Origin of the sequence: Amorphoplanes digitatis, from assembly GCF_014205335.1 — a bacterium.
Taxonomy (GTDB): Bacteria; Actinomycetota; Actinomycetes; order Mycobacteriales; family Micromonosporaceae; genus Actinoplanes; species Actinoplanes digitatus.
In genome coordinates this window covers 5,682,646-5,699,943 of the sequence record NZ_JACHNH010000001.1, presented here as the reverse complement: position 1 = coordinate 5,699,943, position 17,298 = coordinate 5,682,646, and the positions used below count along the sequence as shown (strand labels likewise).

The window sequence follows — 17,298 nt, the reverse complement described above, 5'->3', positions numbered from 1 at the left end:
AATGACCCGCGGCGGCGGCCGGATCGTCAGGGGAGCGGTTCGATCCAGACGTTGCGGTACCGGACCTTGTTGCCGTGGTCCTGCAGGCGGATGGCGCCGGTGGACGGGCCCTCCGGGATGTTGCCGCCGGTGCCGGCCGGGATCTCCACCTCGTCGTGCACCGTGCGGCCGTTCCAGACCAGGGTGACGCGGGCGTTCGCGGTCTTGTTACCGGCCGCGTCGTAGCGGGCCGCGTGGAACGTGATGTCGTAGGTCTGCCACGTCTCCGGCGCGGTGGACGCGTTCACGTCCGGCGCCTTGTGCAGGTAGATCGCGCCGGCCTCGTTGGTGTCCAGCGTCGGGTCGCCGTACGAGTCGAGGATCTGGATCTCGTATCGCTCCTGCTGGTAGACGCCGCTGTTGCCACGGTTCTGCCCGGTCACCTCGGGCGGCAGCAGCGGCACCTTGAACTCGACGTGCAGGCGGTAGTCGCGGAAGGCCTCCTTGGTGCGCAGGTCGCCGCAGCACACCTCGATCGCGGCGTCCTCGACCGGCGGCCACTGCGGGCGGCGCCCGTCGGTGTGCTGCCAGTCGTCCAGCCCGTGCCCGTCGAACAGCGTGATCCGCTCACCGGGCCGGCGAACGCTGATCAGGTCGAGGTTGACGTGGCCCGTGTCGGTGGCGTCGACGCGGTACTGGATCGCGTTCACGCCCTTGCGCAGCGGCAGCGTCTCGGTGGCCGTCGCCCACTCGTCCCAGGTGACCGTCGACGGCAGCGCGACCTGGCGGATCTTGCGGCCGTTGACGTGCACGCTCACGGTCTTGGTGCCGCTGAACGGGTTCGGGCCGTTGGAGTAGCGCAGCCCGACCGCGTAGTCGCCGGCCTTGTCCACGCTCACGTGCGTGGTGGTGGCGGCGTTCAGCGCGCCGAAGCCGGCCACGAAGCCGACGCCGGTGTAGCCGCGGTGGTCGGTGGCGAGCGTGGCGCCGCCCTCCCGGTTGCCCTCCTCGGCCTCGTAGTGCACCTGCCGCGGCTGCGGGCCGGGTACCTCGTTGAGCGTGTACCAGGCCTCGGTGCTCCACAGTGTCTCGCCGTCGCGGGCGCTGAACGGGCGCGGCGAGCGCAGGTGCACCACCCGGTCGCGGCGCAGCCCGGCGACCGTGAGCGTGACGGTCCGGCGGTCGGCGGAGACCTTCGCCGCGGTCACCGGCAGCGTTTCCTGGTCCACCTTCGGGCCGCCGTACTGCGCGGTGGGCACGTAGCGCCACTGCTCGATCCCGTACGCGGTGGGCAGCTTCGCGACGGTCGCGTCGGACAGCGGCTTGGTGTACTCGATCCGGAATCCGGTGGCGGTGGCCTTCATGGTCCGCATGTCGAAGACGTCCGTGCCGTTCGGGGTGAGCTTCTGGAGGCCGTACCGGAGCTTGCCCTCCTGGCCCCAGTTGCCGTCGGCGCCGAGCCCGCCGACGTAGACGGCGCCGTCGGGGCCGATCGACACCTCGTTGACGCCGGCCTCGAGGCCCTGGGTGTGCCGGAACACCGCGCCCTGCTCCCTGCCGTGCACCGTCTCCACGTACGCGCGTTGCAGCCCGCCGTAGGTGACGTCGCCGATGAGGAACTGCCCGCGGTACGGCCCCGATCTCAGCAGCACCGGCGTGCTGGGCGAGTTGGCGATCTCGTTCTGCGGCAGCCACAGCACCGGCCGGGTGACCGGACGGGCGTCGTACGGGCCGTCCGGGTTGGTGAAGTGCTGGTAGAACGCGCCCTTCTCGATCTTCACCAGCTTGGAGGAGGGCAGCCAGCCGCCCTGGTTGTCGGTGACGTACAGGTCGCCGTCCGGTCCCCAGCCGATCCCGTTCGGGGTGCGCAGGCCTCCGGCGACGGTGGTCACCTTGCCGGTGCGCCGGTTGACCACGACGCTGGTGCCGCGGCCGCCGACCGGCTGCGGGTCGGTGGTCGCGCCGCCCAGGTTGATCGAGACCGACAGGTTGAGGTAGAAGTTGCCGCCCTTGTAGAGCAGGCCGAACGCGAACTCGTGGAAGTTGCCGCCGAACGGCCAGACGGCGACGGTGCGCCGCGCGTCGAGCACCTCGTCGCCGTCGGTGTCGCGCAGCTCGGTCAGCTCGTGCTTCTGCGACACGTACACCATGCCGTCGACGACCGCGACACCCATCGGCTCCTTCAGGCCGTCGGCGAGCTTGCGGTAGGCGACCCTGCCCGGCCCGGTCTCACCGGTCACGTTCTCGACCAGGTACACCTCGCCGGCCATGGTGTCCGAGCCGCCCCACGTGCTGAGCACCATTTTGCCGTCCGGCCGCCACGCGATGCCGGTGACCTGCGGCTGGAAGCCCGGCGGCCGCAGGTCGGTGAGGTCGTAGCCGGGGTGCACGGCGGTGAGCGGCAGCCCGTCGCCCGGCGTGTCGGTGCCGGAGACGCACTCCTTGCGTCCCGGCGCGGTCACCCGGACCACCCCGGCGTCGGTGCTCAGCGCGCCGGTCGGCACCACCGTGAAGTCGCTCGCGCCCGGCGGCCGCCAGGCGAGCGCCAGCCGCTGCCCGCCGGTGCGCTCGAAGTGCTCGACGCGCAGCGGGTGTGCCCCGGCGGTCAGGTCGATCGTGCCGTCCTTGGGCTCGGCGCCGTGCAGCCCGTCGTGGTCGACGACCAGGGTGTCGCCGATCCACAGCTTCGAGCCGTCGTCGCTGGTGAGCCGGAAGGTGTACGTCCCGGCCGCGGGCGCGGTCAGGGTGGCCAGCACGTGCGTGACGAAGTTGTCCGCCAGGCCGAACTGTTCGTCGGTCGACCAGTCCACCGTGGGCATGAGCCTGTCCACATTGGGCGTCTGGCCGGGCTTGAGGTCGCAGACCCGGCTGAGCGGCACTCCGATGTCGTACGTGCGGAGGGTGACCCCCGGCTCCTGGGGCGGATCGCCGGCGTAGGCCGGCACCGCGGTGAAGGTTCCGATGAGCAAGGCGGCCACTACCGCACGTTTCATGGGCGCTCCCGTTACCGATGGGATTCAGGGTGGTGAATATCCTGATCGAGTTTCCTCGACGCGTCCACGACTTTCGATGAAGTTGTTCAAACTTTTGCCTCATTGCACGAAAGCTTCGTCCTCATCAGACGGTGATGACGACCTTCGCGGTGGCGTGCTCGTGCTCGAGGTACCGGATCGCGTCGGCCGCCGCCGACAGCGGGAACGTCCGGTCGATCGCCGGCGTCAGCGTGCCGGCCGCCGCCATGCCGGCGAGCGTCTCCAGGTCGTCCCGGCTGGTGGTCGCGCTCAGGATCAGCACCCGCTGGCTGACGAAGCGGGACAGCAGCTGCCCGCGCAGGATCAGGCGCATGGGGCCGAGGAGGCTGCCGCCCTCGTAGACGCCGCCGCCGGAGAGGATCAGCGTCCCGGCCGGCGTCAGCACGCGCCGGTACTCGCTCAGGGTCCGGTTGCCCACCAGGTCGAACACGACGTCGTAGCGGCGGCCGGCGGCGATGACGTCCTCCCGGCGGTAGTCGACGACGTGGTCGGCGCCCAGCGAGCGGACCAGCGCGACGTTCCGGGTGCCGCACACCCCGGTCACCTCCGCGCCGGCGGCCTTCGCCAGTTGCAGTGCGAAGGTGCCCACGCCGCCCGAGGCGCCGTTGATCAGGATCCGCTGCCCGGGCGCCAGATCGCGCAGGCCTTGCAGCGCGGTCACCCCGGCGAGCGGGATCGCGGCCGCCTGCTCCGGCGTGAGCTCGGGCGGCCGCGTCGCCACGAGATCCTCGGCGACGCTCACGTACTCGGCGAACGCGCCGTCGGCCGGTCCGAGGTCGCCGAAGACCTCGTCGCCCGGGCGGAACCGGGTCACCGCGGGCCCGACCGCCTCCACCTGTCCGGCGAAGTCGCGGCCGCGGATCCGGGTCTTCGGGCGCCGCAGGCCGACGGAGAGCCGGGCCAGCCGCGGGTCGCCCCGCATGACGTGCCAGTCGTATGCGTTGACCGCGGCGGCGCGGACCCGCACGAGCAGCCGGTCGCCGGTCGCGGTCGGCCGCTCCACCTCCGTGAACCGCAGCACCTCCGGTCCGCCGTACCCGTCCTGCACGATCGCCTTCATTGTTGCTCCTCGCCTAAAGTGGTGTACGGCGTACACCATAGGTGTACGCCGTACACCTCGTCAATGGCGATATCGTTCAGGCGCGTTCGGGCGGAAAGGTGGGCCGATGGCCGAGAGCACACTGCGTCGTGCACCCCTGAGCAGGGAGCGGGTGCTCCACGCCGCGGTGGCTCTGGCCGACGTGATCGGGATCGAGGCGCTCAGCATGCGCAAACTCGCCCAGGATCTCGGCGTCGTGCCGATGGCGCTCTACAAGCACGTCGCCAACCGGGACGAACTCGTCGACGGCATGGTGGACACGGTCGTGGCGGAGATCGACGCGCCGGAGCACGGCACCGCCTGGCAGCCCGCGGTCCGCCGTCGGGTCCTCTCGGCGCGGCGGACGATGCTGCGGCACCCGTGGGTGTCCCGGGCGATCGAGACGCGCCAGGCGCCGACACCGGCGGTGCTCGCCTACCTGGACTCGGTCATCGGCATGTTCCGGGCCGGCGGCTTCTCCGCCGACCTCACCCATCACGTCATGCACGCCATGGGCAGCCGGGTGCTGGGCTTCACCCAGGAGCTCTTCACCCAGCCGGAGCCGGCCGACCACGCCGATCCCGCGGTGCTGGCCGCCGCCGCCCGCGAGCTGGCGGCGGCCTACCCGTACGTCGCGGAGATGGCCCTCGCGGCCGCGCACGAGGACGCGTCGATCGTCGGCTCCGGCTGTGACGATCAGTTCGAGTTCGAGTTCGCGCTCGACCTGCTCCTGGACGGGTTCGAGCGGCTGCACGAGCGGGGCTGGAGCTCGCTCACTCCCCGGGGGTCTCGACCCGCGCGATGAGCAGCTTCAGCCGCCCGATCTCCTCGGCGAGCGCGGCGCTGCCGGCGGCGGTGAGCGTGATCCAGGTACGGCCGCGCCGGCCGGCGTACCCCTTCTCGACCTCGACCAGGCCGGCCGTCTCGAGGACGCCCAGGTGCTGGGAGAGGTTGCCGGCGGTCAGCTCGAGCTGGGCCTTCAGGTAGCCGAACTCCACCCGGCGCGCCTCGTGCGTGATGGTGAGGATGCCCAGCCGGACCCGCTGATGGACCACGTCGTCCAGGCCGGTGACCGGGTGGGCGTCGGGAAGGCCGGCCTCGGCGGTCATCGCTGCCGCCGGCGGGCGATCGCGAAGCCGATCGCGCCCACCAGCAGCACGACGCCGTTGATGACCTGCTGCGGGAGGAACATCGTCCGGGGTCCCCAGCCCGTGCCCCAGCCGAAGTCGATCGGCACCAGCACCACCGCCAGGTAGGCGAGGGTGAATCCCAGCAGCGCGAGGTTGCGCTCCAGCCGGGCCAGCACCAGCAGCGCCACCCCGATCGTGCCCCACGGCGTGATCAGGCGGTCGAACACGAGCGCCCACTCCGGGAAGCGGGTCGGGTGGCTCGGGAAGTACAGCGCCGCGGCGATCCACACGGCGGTGAACAGGAAGGTCAGCACGGCGCCGGTGACCGCGTATGGCAGCACCCGGGTGTCCACCCCGCGGGCCCGGGCGGCCCGCCGGTAGCAGAACGCGATCGCCGCGTACGCCACCAGCAGCGCCACGGGCCAGTAGTACAGGACGCCCCGTCGCGCGAACGTGCAGGTGTCGTCGGGCCCGCAGTCCACCTTCATGCCGAACCAGTCGAACGGGATCCCCGCGAAGGTCACCGCGGCCAGCACCGCCAGCGCGACCCAGGTCACCCGCTGGTCGAGCCGCACCCGGCGGGCGAGGGTGTGCACGTCTGACAGCAGCCGGCGGGGGTCGTCGCCGGCGGATATCGATTCAGTGGTCATGCCAATAGGTTTGCATGACAAACCAATTTGCGCCAGCCCCAAGTTTGTTCCGCGGCCGTGCGGGCGAAATCACACCTATTGTCGGATCATGAGGCAGCTGTTCGACGACCCGCTGTGGCAGATGTTCGCCGAGCGCGCGCTGACGACGATGACCCGCGGCGGCGCCGAGTACGGCGAAGTCGCCGCGATCGCGGAACAGGCCGGCGCCGGTGACGCGGGCGCCTGGCACGAGGCCTGGAGCGGATATGCGGACCGGGTGCGCGGCTGGGCCGAGGACAGCCACGACCGTGGTCACCGGGTGAGCGCCCGCGAGGCGTACCTGCGGGCCGCCACGTACCTGCGCGCGTCGTACCAGCCGCTGTTCGGCGAGCCGACCGACCCGCGGCTGGTGGCGGCGTTCGAGCGGGAGTCGGACTGCTTCGGCCGGTTCGCCGAGCTCGCGCCGCACCCGGTGCGGCCGGTGCGGGTGCCGTTCGAGGGCACCGGCCTGCCCGGCTACCTGTGCCTCGCCGGTGACGGGGTGCGGCCGCTGCTGGTGTGCGTCAACGGCTACGACAGCAACGTCCACGAGATGTACTTCTCGTTCGCGGTGCCGGCGCTGCGCCGGGGCTACCACTGCCTGCTGGTGGACGGCCCCGGCCAGGGCGGCGCGCTGATCCTGCGACGGCTGCGGATGCGGCCCGACTGGGAGCACGTGCTGCGGGCGGTCGTCGACGCCGCGCTGGCCCGGCCCGAGGTCGACGGCGACCGGATCGCCGTCATGGGCTGGAGCTTCGGCGGCTACCTCGCGCCGCGCGGCGCCGCCGGCGAGCCGAGGATCGCGGCGCTTGTCGCCGACCCGGGCCAATGGGACCAGGCCGCCGCGATCCGGGCCGTGCTGCCGCCGCCGGTCCGCGACCGGTTTCCCGACGTCGACCCGGCGGAGCTGGAGCCGCTGCTGGCCGCGGCGGCCGGCGATCCGGTCGGCCGGTGGAAGCTGGTGCAGCGCGGACTGTGGGTGCACGGCGCGGCGACCCTCGCCGACATGATGATCGACCTGGGCCGCCGTTACACGTTGTCGGACGTGGCCGGGTCGATCGCCTGCCCGACGCTGGTCGCCGCGGCTGACGGCGACCCGGCCTCCGGCGGCGCCCCGGCACTGTACGAGGCGCTGAGCTGTCCGAAGAGGATGGTGCGGTTCACCGCCGCCGAGGGCGCGACCGGGCACTGCGAGTCCTGGAACCGGTCCCGCTTCGACCAGGTCGTCTTCGACTGGCTGGACGAGACCCTGTTCGGAATTGATTGATCGACGCCGGCAGGCCTGCCGAACACACCTGCGCCTCCGCTAGAACCGTCGTAGAAACGGCCTACGGAGGATTTCTGGTGAGACGCATATTCGGTCCGGCCCTCGCGGTGATCGTCACGGTCTGGGCGGTCGGGTTCGTGAGCGCGCCCGCGAGCGCGTCGGCGGCGGACGCCGCGAACCTCGCGGCGGCCAACATCGGCAAGACCGCCGGCACCTGCGCCGTGAACCCCACGCACAACTCGCTCGGCGGCAGCCAGTTCGACACCAGCTGCTCCGGCGGCTACTCGGGCGGACCCGAGTACTGGTGCGCGGACTTCGCCAAGTGGGTGTGGCGCAACTCGGGGTTCAACACCTCCGGGCTCACCCCGGCGGCGCAGAGCTTCTACACGTACGGGCAGTCGCACGGCACGTTCCACGCCACCGCCCAGCCGGGTGACGCCATCGTGTTCTCCGACAACCGCGGCGGCTACGCCAACCACGTCGCCGTCGTCACCGCGGTGAACTCCGACGGCTCCGTGGTCATCGCCAACGGCAACTGGGGTGGCCAGAGCGGCACGATGGCGCACTTCGCGACCACGTCGAGCGTCAAGCAGGCCACGATCCCGGCGTCGGCGGCGTCCACCGGGTCGTGGGTCGCCGTCGAGGGCTACTACATCACCGGCATCGTCGGCGCGTCCGGCACCGGCGGTGGCACGCCGCCCGACCCCGGCGGCAACCCGCACTCGGCGACGGCGCTCTGCGGCGACGGCTACGGCGTCATCGACACGCACCAGCTCGCCGGCGCGACGGTCTACCTGACCTACAACAACGACCTCGGAAAGAACTGCGTCGTCACGCTCGCCGACGCCGACGGCGGCGCGGTCGCGATGAACGCGACCCTCGCGGTGCAGGGCGGCGCCTCCGCCGACGATCCGGGCACCTTCACCTGGTACGCGGGGCCGGCCTCGGCCTACGCGCCGAACGCCTGCGTGAAGTGGGGCGGCACGTACAAGAGCAGCACCTGGACCAGCGGCTGGACGCACTGCGGCAGCGGCGGCGGCTCGCCCGCGCCGTCGACGTCCAACCCGTACTCGGCCGGCGGGGTGTGCGGCGCCGGGTACGGCGTCGTCGACCGCCACGCGCTGGCCGGCGCGACGGTCTACCTGACCTACAACAACGACCTCGGAAAGAACTGCGTCGTCACGCTCGCCGACGACGTCGACGGCCAGGTGGCCATGAAGGCGACCCTCGCGGTGCAGGGCGGCGCCTCCGACAGCAACTCCGGCTCGTTCACCTACTACGCCGGTCCGGTGTACGCCGACGCACCCGACGCCTGCGTGACGTGGGGCGGCGGCTACAAGGGCAGCACCTGGACCAGCGACTGGACGCACTGCGGCTCGGGAACCGGCGGCTCGGCGGCCAACCCGTACACGGCGGCCGGCCTGTGCGGGGCGGGATACAGCGTCATCGACTCGCACGACCTCGGCTCCGCCACGATCTACCTGCTGTACGGCGCCGGCCGCAACTGCGTCGCGACGCTGGTGGACCGCGGCGACGGCGCCGTCGGGCTCAACGCAACCCTCTCCGTGCAGGACGGCTCCAGGGTGAGCGATCCGGGCCTGTACCAGTGGTACGCGGGCCCGGTCCGGCTCGCCGCGGCGGGTAGCTGCGTCCGATGGGGCGGCTCCTACCAGAGCAGCTCGTGGGTCAGCGACTGGGAACACTGCGGCTGATCGAACCGACCGCACGGGAAGGGCGCCGGAGCATCGTGGCCGGCGCCCTTCGCCGTTCAGCCGGACCCTGTCGACCGCTTGATACTGTGGCCCGCGTCCGAACGGCCCTGTCGCTGTTCTCGACGACGTGATCCGCGCGCGATCCTCGGTGACGAGACGATCGCGCGCCGCCATTTCGAGGGGGAGCAGGTTGGCTCGTCAGGAGAAGGCGGTGGATCCGGCCGCCGGCCCGCTCCAGGCGTTCGCCTTCGCGCTGCGCAAGGTGCGCATCGAGGCGGGTAGCCCGACCTACCGGACGCTGGCCCGCAGCGCCGGCTACAGCGCCGCGACCCTGTCCGAGGCGGCCGGCGGAACCCGCAAGCCGACCCTGGACGTGGTGCTCGCGTACGTCGGCGCCTGCCGGGGGGACACCGACGAGTGGCGCGCCCGCTGGCACGACCTGACCGCCGAGCTGGCTCAGGCCCCGCCCGCCGCCGACCCGGTGCCGCCGCCGGCCGAGAAGGTCACTGTGGACCGGGCCCGCCGCCGCCCGCGGCGCCGGTATCTCGTCGCCGCCGGCATCGCGGCGGCGCTGCCGCTGGCGGGGCTCGCCGTCGCCGTCGTCCGGGACCGGGGCGGCGACCCGGGCTGCCCGTCGCGGCCGGACGGCACGGCGTTCACGGCGGTCAGCTACGGCGCGGGCGCCCGGGTCCGCGACGGCGCGGCCCGCGACGCGCCGATCGCCCGGACGATCCCGAGCGGGTGCACTATCGGCTTCGTCGGCTACTGCCTCGGCGAGAAGATCCACGACAACACCGGCGGCACGCCCGACATCCGCTGGTTCAAGCTGCCCGACGGCGACGTCGTCGCCTCCGGGATCGTCCACGGCAACCCGCCGCCGGACCTCGCGCCCGTCCGGTGCGCCGACGACCGGCCGGGCCCCGCCGCGATCGCGCTGACCGCGGCGGCGGATCCGGCCCGGCCCGACACGGTACGGCTCACCGCGGCGGGATCCCGCCTGGACATCGTGGGCTTCGCCGCCCTCTACCACCCGGAGGAGCCGCCGACGGCGCGGCGCTGGCGGCAGGTCGGCTTCACCGAGGAGACCGCCGACAAGCCCGGCTTCGGCGTCTCCTGGCCGCTCGACGGCGTCGCCGCCGGCCCGGAGCCGGTGCTGATCGCCGCGGTCGCCTGCCTCGGCGGCGACGGGCCGACGACGTTGCTGGACGCCCGGTCCGCCGGTACCGACCCGCGCCGCAAGAGGTTCGCGCCGGTCTCGCTCAGTGCGCAGGAGCAGGCCGAGGCGGCGCGGGCGGCCTGCACGTACCCGCCGTAGACCGCCCGCGCTACCCGACCAGCTCGCGCCGGTCGGCGCCGCGGTACGGCGGCTCCGGCCCGGTCCAGTAGAGCGCGGCGAGCTCGCCGGCGAGCCGGGACAGCCGGTTGCGGGTCTCGGCCGGCCAGAGCACCTCGACGCGGGCGCCGAAGCCGGCGAGCTGCGCCGCCAGCACGTCGGCCGAGGGGCCGGCCACCTCGATCTCGACCCAGCCGTCGGCGAGTTCGCGGACCACCCGCAGGCGCTCGCCCAGCACGCCCCGCAGGACCGGCAGCGCGTCGCGCCGCGCGCGCACGCCCGCCGTCGCGGCGAGCATCCGGTCCTCCACCCGGGCGGCGAGCGAACGCCAGGCCGCGGCCAGGTCGAAACCGTCCGGACGCCGCACGGGATCCGAGGTGGCCTCGACGGAGCGGACCCGGCTGAGGCGGAACGCCCGCAGGCCCCGGGGCGTCCCCGCGACCAGGTACCAGGCACCGGCCTTCGACACCAGGCCGAGGGGGTCCACCAGGCGTACGCCCGCGGGCCTGTCGCGGCCGGCGTAGCCCAGCCGGACCCGCTCGCCGTCCAGCACGGCCCGCCGCAGGGGGTCCAGGTGCGGCCCGGCCGGCGCGGCCGAGCGGGACCAGTCGGTGCCGTCGACGACCACGGCCCGCGCCGCGGCCTCGGCGCCGGACCGCAGCGTCGACGGCAGCGCCCGGACCAGCTTGCGCAGCGCCAGGCGCAGCTCGGGTGTCTCGGCCGCGGGCGGCCCGGCGACCAGGAAGAGCGCCCGGATCTCGCCCGCGGTCAGCCCGGTCAGCTCGGTCCGGGCCCCGCCGACCAGCGACCAGCCGCCGCCGCGGCCGCGCCGGGAGTAGACCGGGACGCCGGCGGCCGCGAGCGCCTCGAGGTCGCGCCGCGCCGTACGGTGCGAGACCTCCAGCTCCGCGGCCAGCTCGCCGACGGTCGTCCGGCCGCGGGCCTGTAGGTACAACAGCGTCGCCACCAGACGGTCAGCCTTCATCGCGCACCGTCCTCCCGCACATCGGCCGCGCGAAACTGGCCAGGAGATGGCCTATTCGGCTGGTGACAATGGCGGCATGACGCAGACCGCCGACAACGCACCGAATCCGAATGCCGCTCCGGGCGGAGATCCGCGCCCGGCCCTGGAGGGCGCCATCGAGCTCGCCGGCGACGTCCTCGCCGGCGTGCGGCCCGAGCAGTACGAGAACGTCACGCCGTGCCCGGACTACGACGTCCGGCAGATGTGCAACCACCTGATCTCCGTCCTGCGCCGGATCGCGGTGCTCGGTGCCGGCGGCGACTTCTTCGCCGTGCAGCACTTCGCCACCGACGTCACCGACGGCGAGTGGCCGACCGCGTGGGCGAACGCCGGCCGCGACGTGGAGAGCGTCTGGTCCGACCCCGCCGTGCTCGGCCGGCCGGTGAAGCTGCCGTGGGGCCCGATGCCCGGCGCGGCCGCCGCGGTGATGTACACCAACGAGATCACGCTGCACACCTGGGACCTGGCGAAGGCCACCGGGCAGAGCCCGAAGTGGGATCCGGCGGTGCTGGCCGTGCCGCTGGCCGCGATGAGGCGCGCCATGCCGGCCGAGCCGCGCGGCGGTCAGGTGCCGTTCGGCCCGGTGGTGCCCGTCGCCGACGACGCACCGGACATCGACCGGCTGGTCGGCTGGTACGGCCGCCGTCCCTGATCCGCGGACGCGGGCCGGGGCCGCCGGATCCGATCCGGCGGCCCCGCACCACGCGCGCCCGGTCAGGGTCAGACCCCCTGACGGAAGCGGAAGAAGCGGTACGGGTCGTACGCGCTCTTGAGCCGGGCCAGCCGCGGGTAGTTCTCGGCGTAGTAGGACTGCCGCCAGTCCTTGAGCGCCGGGTCCATCCAGTTCTGGTAGGTCTCGCCGTTTGACAGCGGGTCGATGGTGGCGAAGCCCCGGTCCACCCACCGCCGCGCGACGCTCCTCGCCTCGGCGGTGTCCGCCGCCGGGTCGGCGATGTGCACCCGATAGTTGACCGAGAACAGCGAGTCGCGGTGCACGTAGGCGGTGTCGGTGCGCGCGGGGTCGTTCGCGGCACCGCCGAACAGGTGCAGGTCGAGGTAGCGCGACTGACCGGCCCGGCGGTCCGCGTCGAACGCCGACAGCACGGCGTCCCATCCGCCGCGCGTGAACGGCGCGCCGCTCAGGCGGGTGCGTTCGAGCCCGAACGCGGGCCGGGTCAGCACCCCGGTTGCGGTCTTCTCCGAGCGCCGGCACTGCTCCTGGCTCAGGTCCGCGCAGCCGAAGACGGTCATCATGAGCGCCTGGTACGTCAGGGCGAACTCCTGCCGCCCGGCCGGCGCGCCGGTCATGGCCACCAGCCGGTCGGCCTGCGCGGTCAGCTCCGCCGCCGTGCCCCGCGAGGCGAGCATGACCGAGACGACCGGCACCGAACCCGGCGCGGCGTCCGGCTGAACCAGGTAGGCGCCGCCGCCGATGGTGCGCGGTGCGTCCGGCAACCAGGCCGAGACGCCGTCGAGGACGTCGACGGCCTGGTCGTAGCCGAAGGAGAGGGTGGCGACCGCCATCCGGTCACCGGCGTGCGGGGTGACCGTGAAGGACGTGACCACCCCGAAGTTGCCCCCGCCCCCGCCGCGGATGCCCCAGTACAGGTCGCCGTGCTCCCGCGGCGACGCGGTGACCACGCTGCCGTCGGCGAGCACCACCTCGGCGGAGACCACGGCGTCGCAGGCCATGCCGAGCGGGCGGGTCAGCAGGCCGAACCCGCCGCCCTGGAGGAAGCCACCGGCGGCCACCGTCGGGCAGCCGCCCTCGCTGACCACCAGGCCGTGCGGCGCGAGGGTGTTCAGGATGTCGACGTTCTGCGCGCCGGGGCCGATGGTCACCGTCTCCGGCCCGACGGTGACGGCGTTCAGCCGGGACACGTCGATGATCAGGCCGGGCGTCGTGGACCAGCCGCCGTAGCTGTGCCCGCCGCTGCGGACGGCGACCGGCAGCCCGTGCTGCTGGGCGAAGCGCACGGCCAACGACACGTCGGCGGTGCCGGCGCAGTACGCGACGGCCCGCGGACCCACCGCGTCGAACTGCGCCAGCTCGAGCTGCCGTGCGGTGCCGTAACCCGGGTCGGACGGCAGGACCAGCTCGCCCCGCAGGCGTCTCTCGAGCTCGTCCCACACCGAGGAGCGCGGGCCGTCGGGCAGCAGGCCGAGGGCGAGCGCGGCGGCGCTGCCGGTACGCAGAAAGTCTCTCCGGTTGATCACGTGACGTCTTCCTCCATGTGGGTGGGTGCCGCGGTGGCGTCGCGGGGGTGCACCCGCCGGCCGGGCTGGGGCCGGCGGGTGCCGGCGGCGTCAGGTCGCCTTGCGGCCGCGCACGCCCGACTTCACGACCCCGCTGACCATGGCTCGCCCGAGGTCACGGATCTCCGCGGGCGCCTGGGTGTTCGCCCACCACATGAACTTCATCATCGTGGCGGCGGTGGGGTAGAAGTAGCGGTGGTCCTCGTCGTCCTTCCAGCCGAACGGCGTGTTGACCACGTCGCACCCGCGGATCGCCTCGAACACGATGTCGGCGGCCTTGTCGCCGTCGATCTCACCGGCCTCGTAGCGCAGGCAGGTGTCGTGGGTCAGCTCGAACAGGTCCTTGAAGCCCTCGCTGTCCGGCCACCAGAGGCCCGGGTACGGCGCGTCCTCCAGCTCCTTGAAGTGGCGGTCGTCGCCGTCGATGGCGAAGTTCTGCCGGGCGCGCAGCAGCCGCATGGTGGCCGGGGTGGTGAAGCAGCCCCAGACCCGGAAGACGGCGTTCCAGAGCCGGAAGTGCGAGAACGAGATGTACGAGCTGTTGACGATCTTGTCGTTGTAGTCGAGCAGGCCCTGTTCGAGCCGCTCGACGTACTCGAAGCGCTGCACGGAGAAGTCGTCCTCGCGGACGGCCTCGATGAGCCGCCCGGCGAGCGCATCGACCACCTCGAACGTGTTGGACAGCCCGCGCGAGTACAGCGGGTCGATGAAGCCGGCCGCGTGCGACATCAGGCACCAGCGCGGGCCGATGGTCTGCCTCGAGGAGTACTGGAGCCGGTCGGTGGACACCCACTCCCGGATCCGCTTGGCGCCGTCGAACTGGCGCTTCACCGCCGGGTACCGGTCCAGGTAGGAGTTGAACTCCTCGTCCGGGGTCAGGTCGGCCGGCTTGGGGTACAGCCGCTCGTCGAAGGTGAGCCCGACGCTGCACACCGGGTTCTTCGAGGCCTTGTGGTTGTCGAACGGGATGATCCAGAACCAGCCGCGCTCGATCAGGTGGTGCAGCGTCCCGCCGTGGAACGGCGCGCCCTGCGGCGGCATCAGGTTGGCCGGATAGTTGCAGACGTCGTCGTACGGCTTGATGCCGACGTAGTGGGTGAACAGCGACCGGGCGTGGTGCCGGTGCCGGGGCGGGTCCTCGCGCAGGCCGAACTTGGCGGCCAGCGGTGAGCGGAAGCCGCTGGCGTCGATCAGGTACTTGGCCCGGAACGTCTCGCCGTTCTGCCCGGTGACCGTGACCCCGTCGGCGTCGAAGTCCAGGTCCGTGGCCCGCCAGTTCTGCCGCAGGGTGCAGCCGTAGCGGGCGGCGACGTTGAGGTAGTAGGAGTCGGTGTCCTGGCGGTACAGGTGGCTGGCCTCGGTCAGCATCTTCGGGATGATGAACATCGTGGCCTGGCGCGGGTCGGGCTCGCGGTTCTCGCGGTGGTTGACGAAGCCGAAGCTCTGCTTGCGGCCGTGCACCGGGCCGAGGTTCTCGGTGACCGCCTTGATGTCGAGCAGGTGCTTGATCTCGGGCACGTCGTAGCGCACGGCCAGGATGTGCAGCCACTCGACGAGCTGCGGATTCATCGACTCGCCGACCGCGAACCGGGGGTGTTGCCCGGCGTCGATCAGGGCGACGCTGACGCCCTGCCGGGAGAGGATGGCGCCGGTGATCGAGCCGGCCAGGCCCGAACCCAGGATGACGACGTCGCACTCGTGCACCTTGCCGGCCGGGCGGGCCGGCTTCATTGCCTCAGTCTCGGAGGTCAAGACCGCACTCCTTCGGTTTCGTGGGAGGTCGTGTGGGAGGTTCAGCCCTGAGCGGGGCCGAACCAGCGGGTGAGTGCGCCGGCGAGGCCGGCCGCCGGGTCGTCCCCGGCGGCGGCCCAGGCGACGTAGCCGTCGGGGCGCACCAGCAGGCTCGTGGCCGGTGCCGCGGGGTCGTGGCGCGTCGCGGTGACGGTGTCCACCCGGTCCGACCAGCCCGCCGCGATCGTCCGCAGCGCCGGGTCGGCGTGCAGGTCGAGCAGCACCGGGCGGCCGGAGTGCAGCAGCTCGTAGGTGCTGGACTTCACGTCGCCGATCAGCAGCTCCTGGTCGGGCAGGCGGCGTCCGAGCAGCGGGTGGGTGCCGGCTCCGGCGTCGTACCGGATGTCCAGGCCGGTGACCATCCCGACGAGGTGCCGCCGCACCTCCTCGATGCCGACCAGCTCGGCGAAGAGGTCGCGCAGCGGCTGCATCTCGGGGCCGCCGAGGTAGAGGGAGCGCTGGACCAGCGTGTTCGCCACGATCCGCGCGCCGACCGGGTGCCGTTCGGCGTGGTAGGTGTCGAGCAGCCCGTCGGGTGCCCAGCCCTTGACGGTGGCGGCCAGCTTCCACCCGAGGTTCACGGCGTCGCCGACGCCGGCGCTGATGCCCTGCGCGCCGATCGGCAGGTGGATGTGCGCGGCGTCGCCGGCGAGGAACACCCGGCCGCGGCGGTACTCGCTCGCCTGCCGGCTGGCGTCGGTGAAGTAGCTGGTCCACACGGGGGTGCCGGTGTGGATGTCCTCGCCGGTGACCCGCTGGAACGCGTCGGCCACCTCCGTGAAGGTCGGCGCCTCCTGGGTCTTGCGCACGCCGGCGTCGCGTTCGAAGACGACGACCCGGGTGGCGGCGGGGCCGAGCGGGAGCACCACGACCATGCCCGCCTCGCCGACCTCGCCGGTGGGCCGGATCCGCAGTCCCAGCCCGGCGACGTCGGCCATCTTCATCTCGATTGTCGCGTCGTTGCCGGGGAAGTCGATGCCGGTGAGCCGGCGTACCGTGCTGCGCGCGCCGTCGCAGCCGACGAGATAGGCGGCGCGCAGCTTGGTGCCGCCCGCCGGCGAGGTCAGCTCGGCCGTGACGCCCCGCTCGTCGGCGGCCAGGCCGACCAGGTCGTGGCCGCGCCGGATGTCGGCGCCCAGCCCGCCGGCCCAGCCGGCGAGGATGCGCTCGGTGAGCGACTGCGGCACGCCGCGCACCCCGAAGTTGCCGCCGTCGATGATCCGGTAGTCGATGGGCAGCCCGCCGAAGTGGCCGACCGGGATCGTCTCGAATTCACCGAACTGCGGCAGCAGGCCACGCTGGCCGAATTCCTCGATGGTCCGGGCGGAGAAACCCAGCGCCCGGGACTGCGTGATCGGTTCGGCGAGCCGGTCGACGACTATCGCGGAAAGCCCGGCGAGCTGTAGTTCGCCGGCGAGCATGAGGCCGGAAGGCCCCGCTCCGACGACGATTACATCGGCATCGAATTCGTCCATCATCCCTCTTTCGGCTGGTGTTTTCCCCAGTATTCCGAGGGGCCGTGAGCAATTGAATGCCTGCGACGACAAGACTCTGACAACTACGTCAAATCTGCTACAGATGAATGGATGTGGCGGTGCCGGCAAGCCGGCGCCGCCACATTCCACTGGTGTCAATAGAGGCCCATGACGCGATCGATGGCGATCTCGATCACGACCAGCCCGGGCACGTCCGGTGGCCCGGCCCAGTACCGCTTGGCGTAGCGGCGGACGCCCTCGGAGACCCACCGCGGGTCCTCGAACACCCGGGCGGCGCCCTCCATGGTGATCCACCGTGGACCCACCACCTGGCAGATGGAGGCCCGGCCGCCCGGGTTGGCGCGGACGTTGCGCGCCTTGCGGCGGTCGGCGGCCGTCATGACCCGGACCAGCCCGGCCTCGCCGTCCCAGGTGAAGCGCACGGGCGCCACGTGCGGCGAACCGTCGGGCCGCAGGGTGGTCAGGGTGCCTAGCTCGTTCTCGGCGAGGAATGACTCCACCGCCGCGGTCATCCTCAGCGGCACGGCTGCCT

General features: G+C 72.6%; 14 protein-coding genes. 5 read left to right on the top strand and 9 right to left on the bottom strand.

Annotated features, from left to right (window positions below):
- Positions 1 to 26 precede the first annotated feature (26 nt).
- Together BJ971_RS25090 and BJ971_RS25085 are read right to left on the bottom strand one after the other, a co-directional pair.
- Complete coding sequence (locus tag BJ971_RS25090) at positions 27 to 2,972, bottom strand: 3-keto-alpha-glucoside-1,2-lyase-like domain-containing protein (RefSeq protein ID WP_184995662.1); 2,946 nt, start codon at positions 2,970 to 2,972, stop codon at positions 27 to 29.
- A gap of 124 nt (positions 2,973 to 3,096) precedes the next feature.
- Entirely contained in the window at positions 3,097 to 4,071 is a 975-nt protein-coding gene (locus BJ971_RS25085) for an NAD(P)-dependent alcohol dehydrogenase (RefSeq protein ID WP_184995661.1), read from the bottom strand.
- A 106-nt stretch (positions 4,072 to 4,177) separates the two neighbouring features.
- On the opposite strand from BJ971_RS25085, the gene BJ971_RS25080 reads away from it, so the two are divergent.
- The gene (locus BJ971_RS25080) at positions 4,178 to 4,894 is read left to right on the top strand and encodes a TetR/AcrR family transcriptional regulator C-terminal domain-containing protein (protein ID WP_184995660.1); all 717 of its coding nucleotides are present in this window, start codon (positions 4,178 to 4,180) and stop codon (positions 4,892 to 4,894) included.
- Here the strand turns inward: BJ971_RS25080 and BJ971_RS25075 are convergent.
- On the bottom strand, positions 4,863 to 5,198 hold the full coding sequence (locus BJ971_RS25075; RefSeq protein WP_184995659.1) for a transcriptional regulator: 336 nt from the start codon (positions 5,196 to 5,198) through the stop codon (positions 4,863 to 4,865). The two genes, BJ971_RS25080 and BJ971_RS25075, sit on opposite strands and share 32 nt — an antisense overlap.
- Positions 5,195 to 5,869 (bottom strand): hypothetical protein, encoded by a 675-nt coding sequence (locus BJ971_RS25070; RefSeq protein WP_184995658.1) that lies wholly within the window; start codon positions 5,867 to 5,869, stop codon positions 5,195 to 5,197. Before BJ971_RS25070 ends, BJ971_RS25075 begins: the two co-directional genes overlap by 4 nt.
- Before the next feature lie 88 nt (positions 5,870 to 5,957).
- On the opposite strand from BJ971_RS25070, the gene BJ971_RS25065 reads away from it, so the two are divergent.
- The 3 genes from BJ971_RS25065 (at position 5,958) to BJ971_RS25055 (ending at position 10,181) form a co-directional block, all read left to right on the top strand.
- Positions 5,958 to 7,154 (top strand): alpha/beta hydrolase family protein, encoded by a 1,197-nt coding sequence (locus tag BJ971_RS25065; protein WP_184995657.1) that lies wholly within the window; start codon positions 5,958 to 5,960, stop codon positions 7,152 to 7,154.
- A gap of 77 nt (positions 7,155 to 7,231) precedes the next feature.
- The gene (locus tag BJ971_RS25060) at positions 7,232 to 8,866 is read left to right on the top strand and encodes a CHAP domain-containing protein (protein WP_184995656.1); all 1,635 of its coding nucleotides are present in this window, start codon (positions 7,232 to 7,234) and stop codon (positions 8,864 to 8,866) included.
- Positions 8,867 to 9,077: 211 nt separating this feature from the next.
- Positions 9,078 to 10,181 carry a helix-turn-helix domain-containing protein gene (locus BJ971_RS25055; protein WP_184995655.1) on the top strand — a complete coding sequence of 368 codons (1,104 nt, stop codon included), beginning with the start codon at positions 9,078 to 9,080 and terminating at the stop codon, positions 10,179 to 10,181.
- 10 nt (positions 10,182 to 10,191) lie between these two features.
- Here BJ971_RS25055 and BJ971_RS25050 read toward each other — a convergent pair whose 3' ends face one another.
- On the bottom strand, positions 10,192 to 11,184 hold the full coding sequence (locus tag BJ971_RS25050) for a helix-turn-helix transcriptional regulator (RefSeq protein ID WP_184995654.1): 993 nt from the start codon (positions 11,182 to 11,184) through the stop codon (positions 10,192 to 10,194).
- A 76-nt stretch (positions 11,185 to 11,260) separates the two neighbouring features.
- On the opposite strand from BJ971_RS25050, the gene BJ971_RS25045 reads away from it, so the two are divergent.
- The gene (locus BJ971_RS25045) at positions 11,261 to 11,875 is read left to right on the top strand and encodes a TIGR03086 family metal-binding protein (protein WP_184995653.1); all 615 of its coding nucleotides are present in this window, start codon (positions 11,261 to 11,263) and stop codon (positions 11,873 to 11,875) included.
- Positions 11,876 to 11,943: 68 nt separating this feature from the next.
- Here BJ971_RS25045 and BJ971_RS25040 read toward each other — a convergent pair whose 3' ends face one another.
- The 4 genes from BJ971_RS25040 to BJ971_RS25025 all read right to left on the bottom strand — a co-directional run bounded on the left by BJ971_RS25040 (position 11,944) and on the right by BJ971_RS25025 (position 17,290).
- Positions 11,944 to 13,440, bottom strand: a complete 1,497-nt coding sequence (locus BJ971_RS25040) for an FAD-binding oxidoreductase (protein WP_184995652.1) — start codon at positions 13,438 to 13,440, stop codon at positions 11,944 to 11,946.
- Between the two features lie 90 nt (positions 13,441 to 13,530).
- Positions 13,531 to 15,231, bottom strand: coding sequence for an NAD(P)/FAD-dependent oxidoreductase (locus BJ971_RS25035; protein WP_203709292.1), 1,701 nt, complete (start codon positions 15,229 to 15,231; stop codon positions 13,531 to 13,533).
- Between the two features lie 41 nt (positions 15,232 to 15,272).
- Positions 15,273 to 16,745 carry an FAD-dependent monooxygenase gene (locus tag BJ971_RS25030; protein ID WP_184995651.1) on the bottom strand — a complete coding sequence of 491 codons (1,473 nt, stop codon included), beginning with the start codon at positions 16,743 to 16,745 and terminating at the stop codon, positions 15,273 to 15,275.
- A 155-nt stretch (positions 16,746 to 16,900) separates the two neighbouring features.
- Positions 16,901 to 17,290, bottom strand: a complete 390-nt coding sequence (locus tag BJ971_RS25025) for a pyridoxamine 5'-phosphate oxidase family protein (protein WP_239087440.1) — start codon at positions 17,288 to 17,290, stop codon at positions 16,901 to 16,903.
- Positions 17,291 to 17,298: the final 8 nt, after the last annotated feature.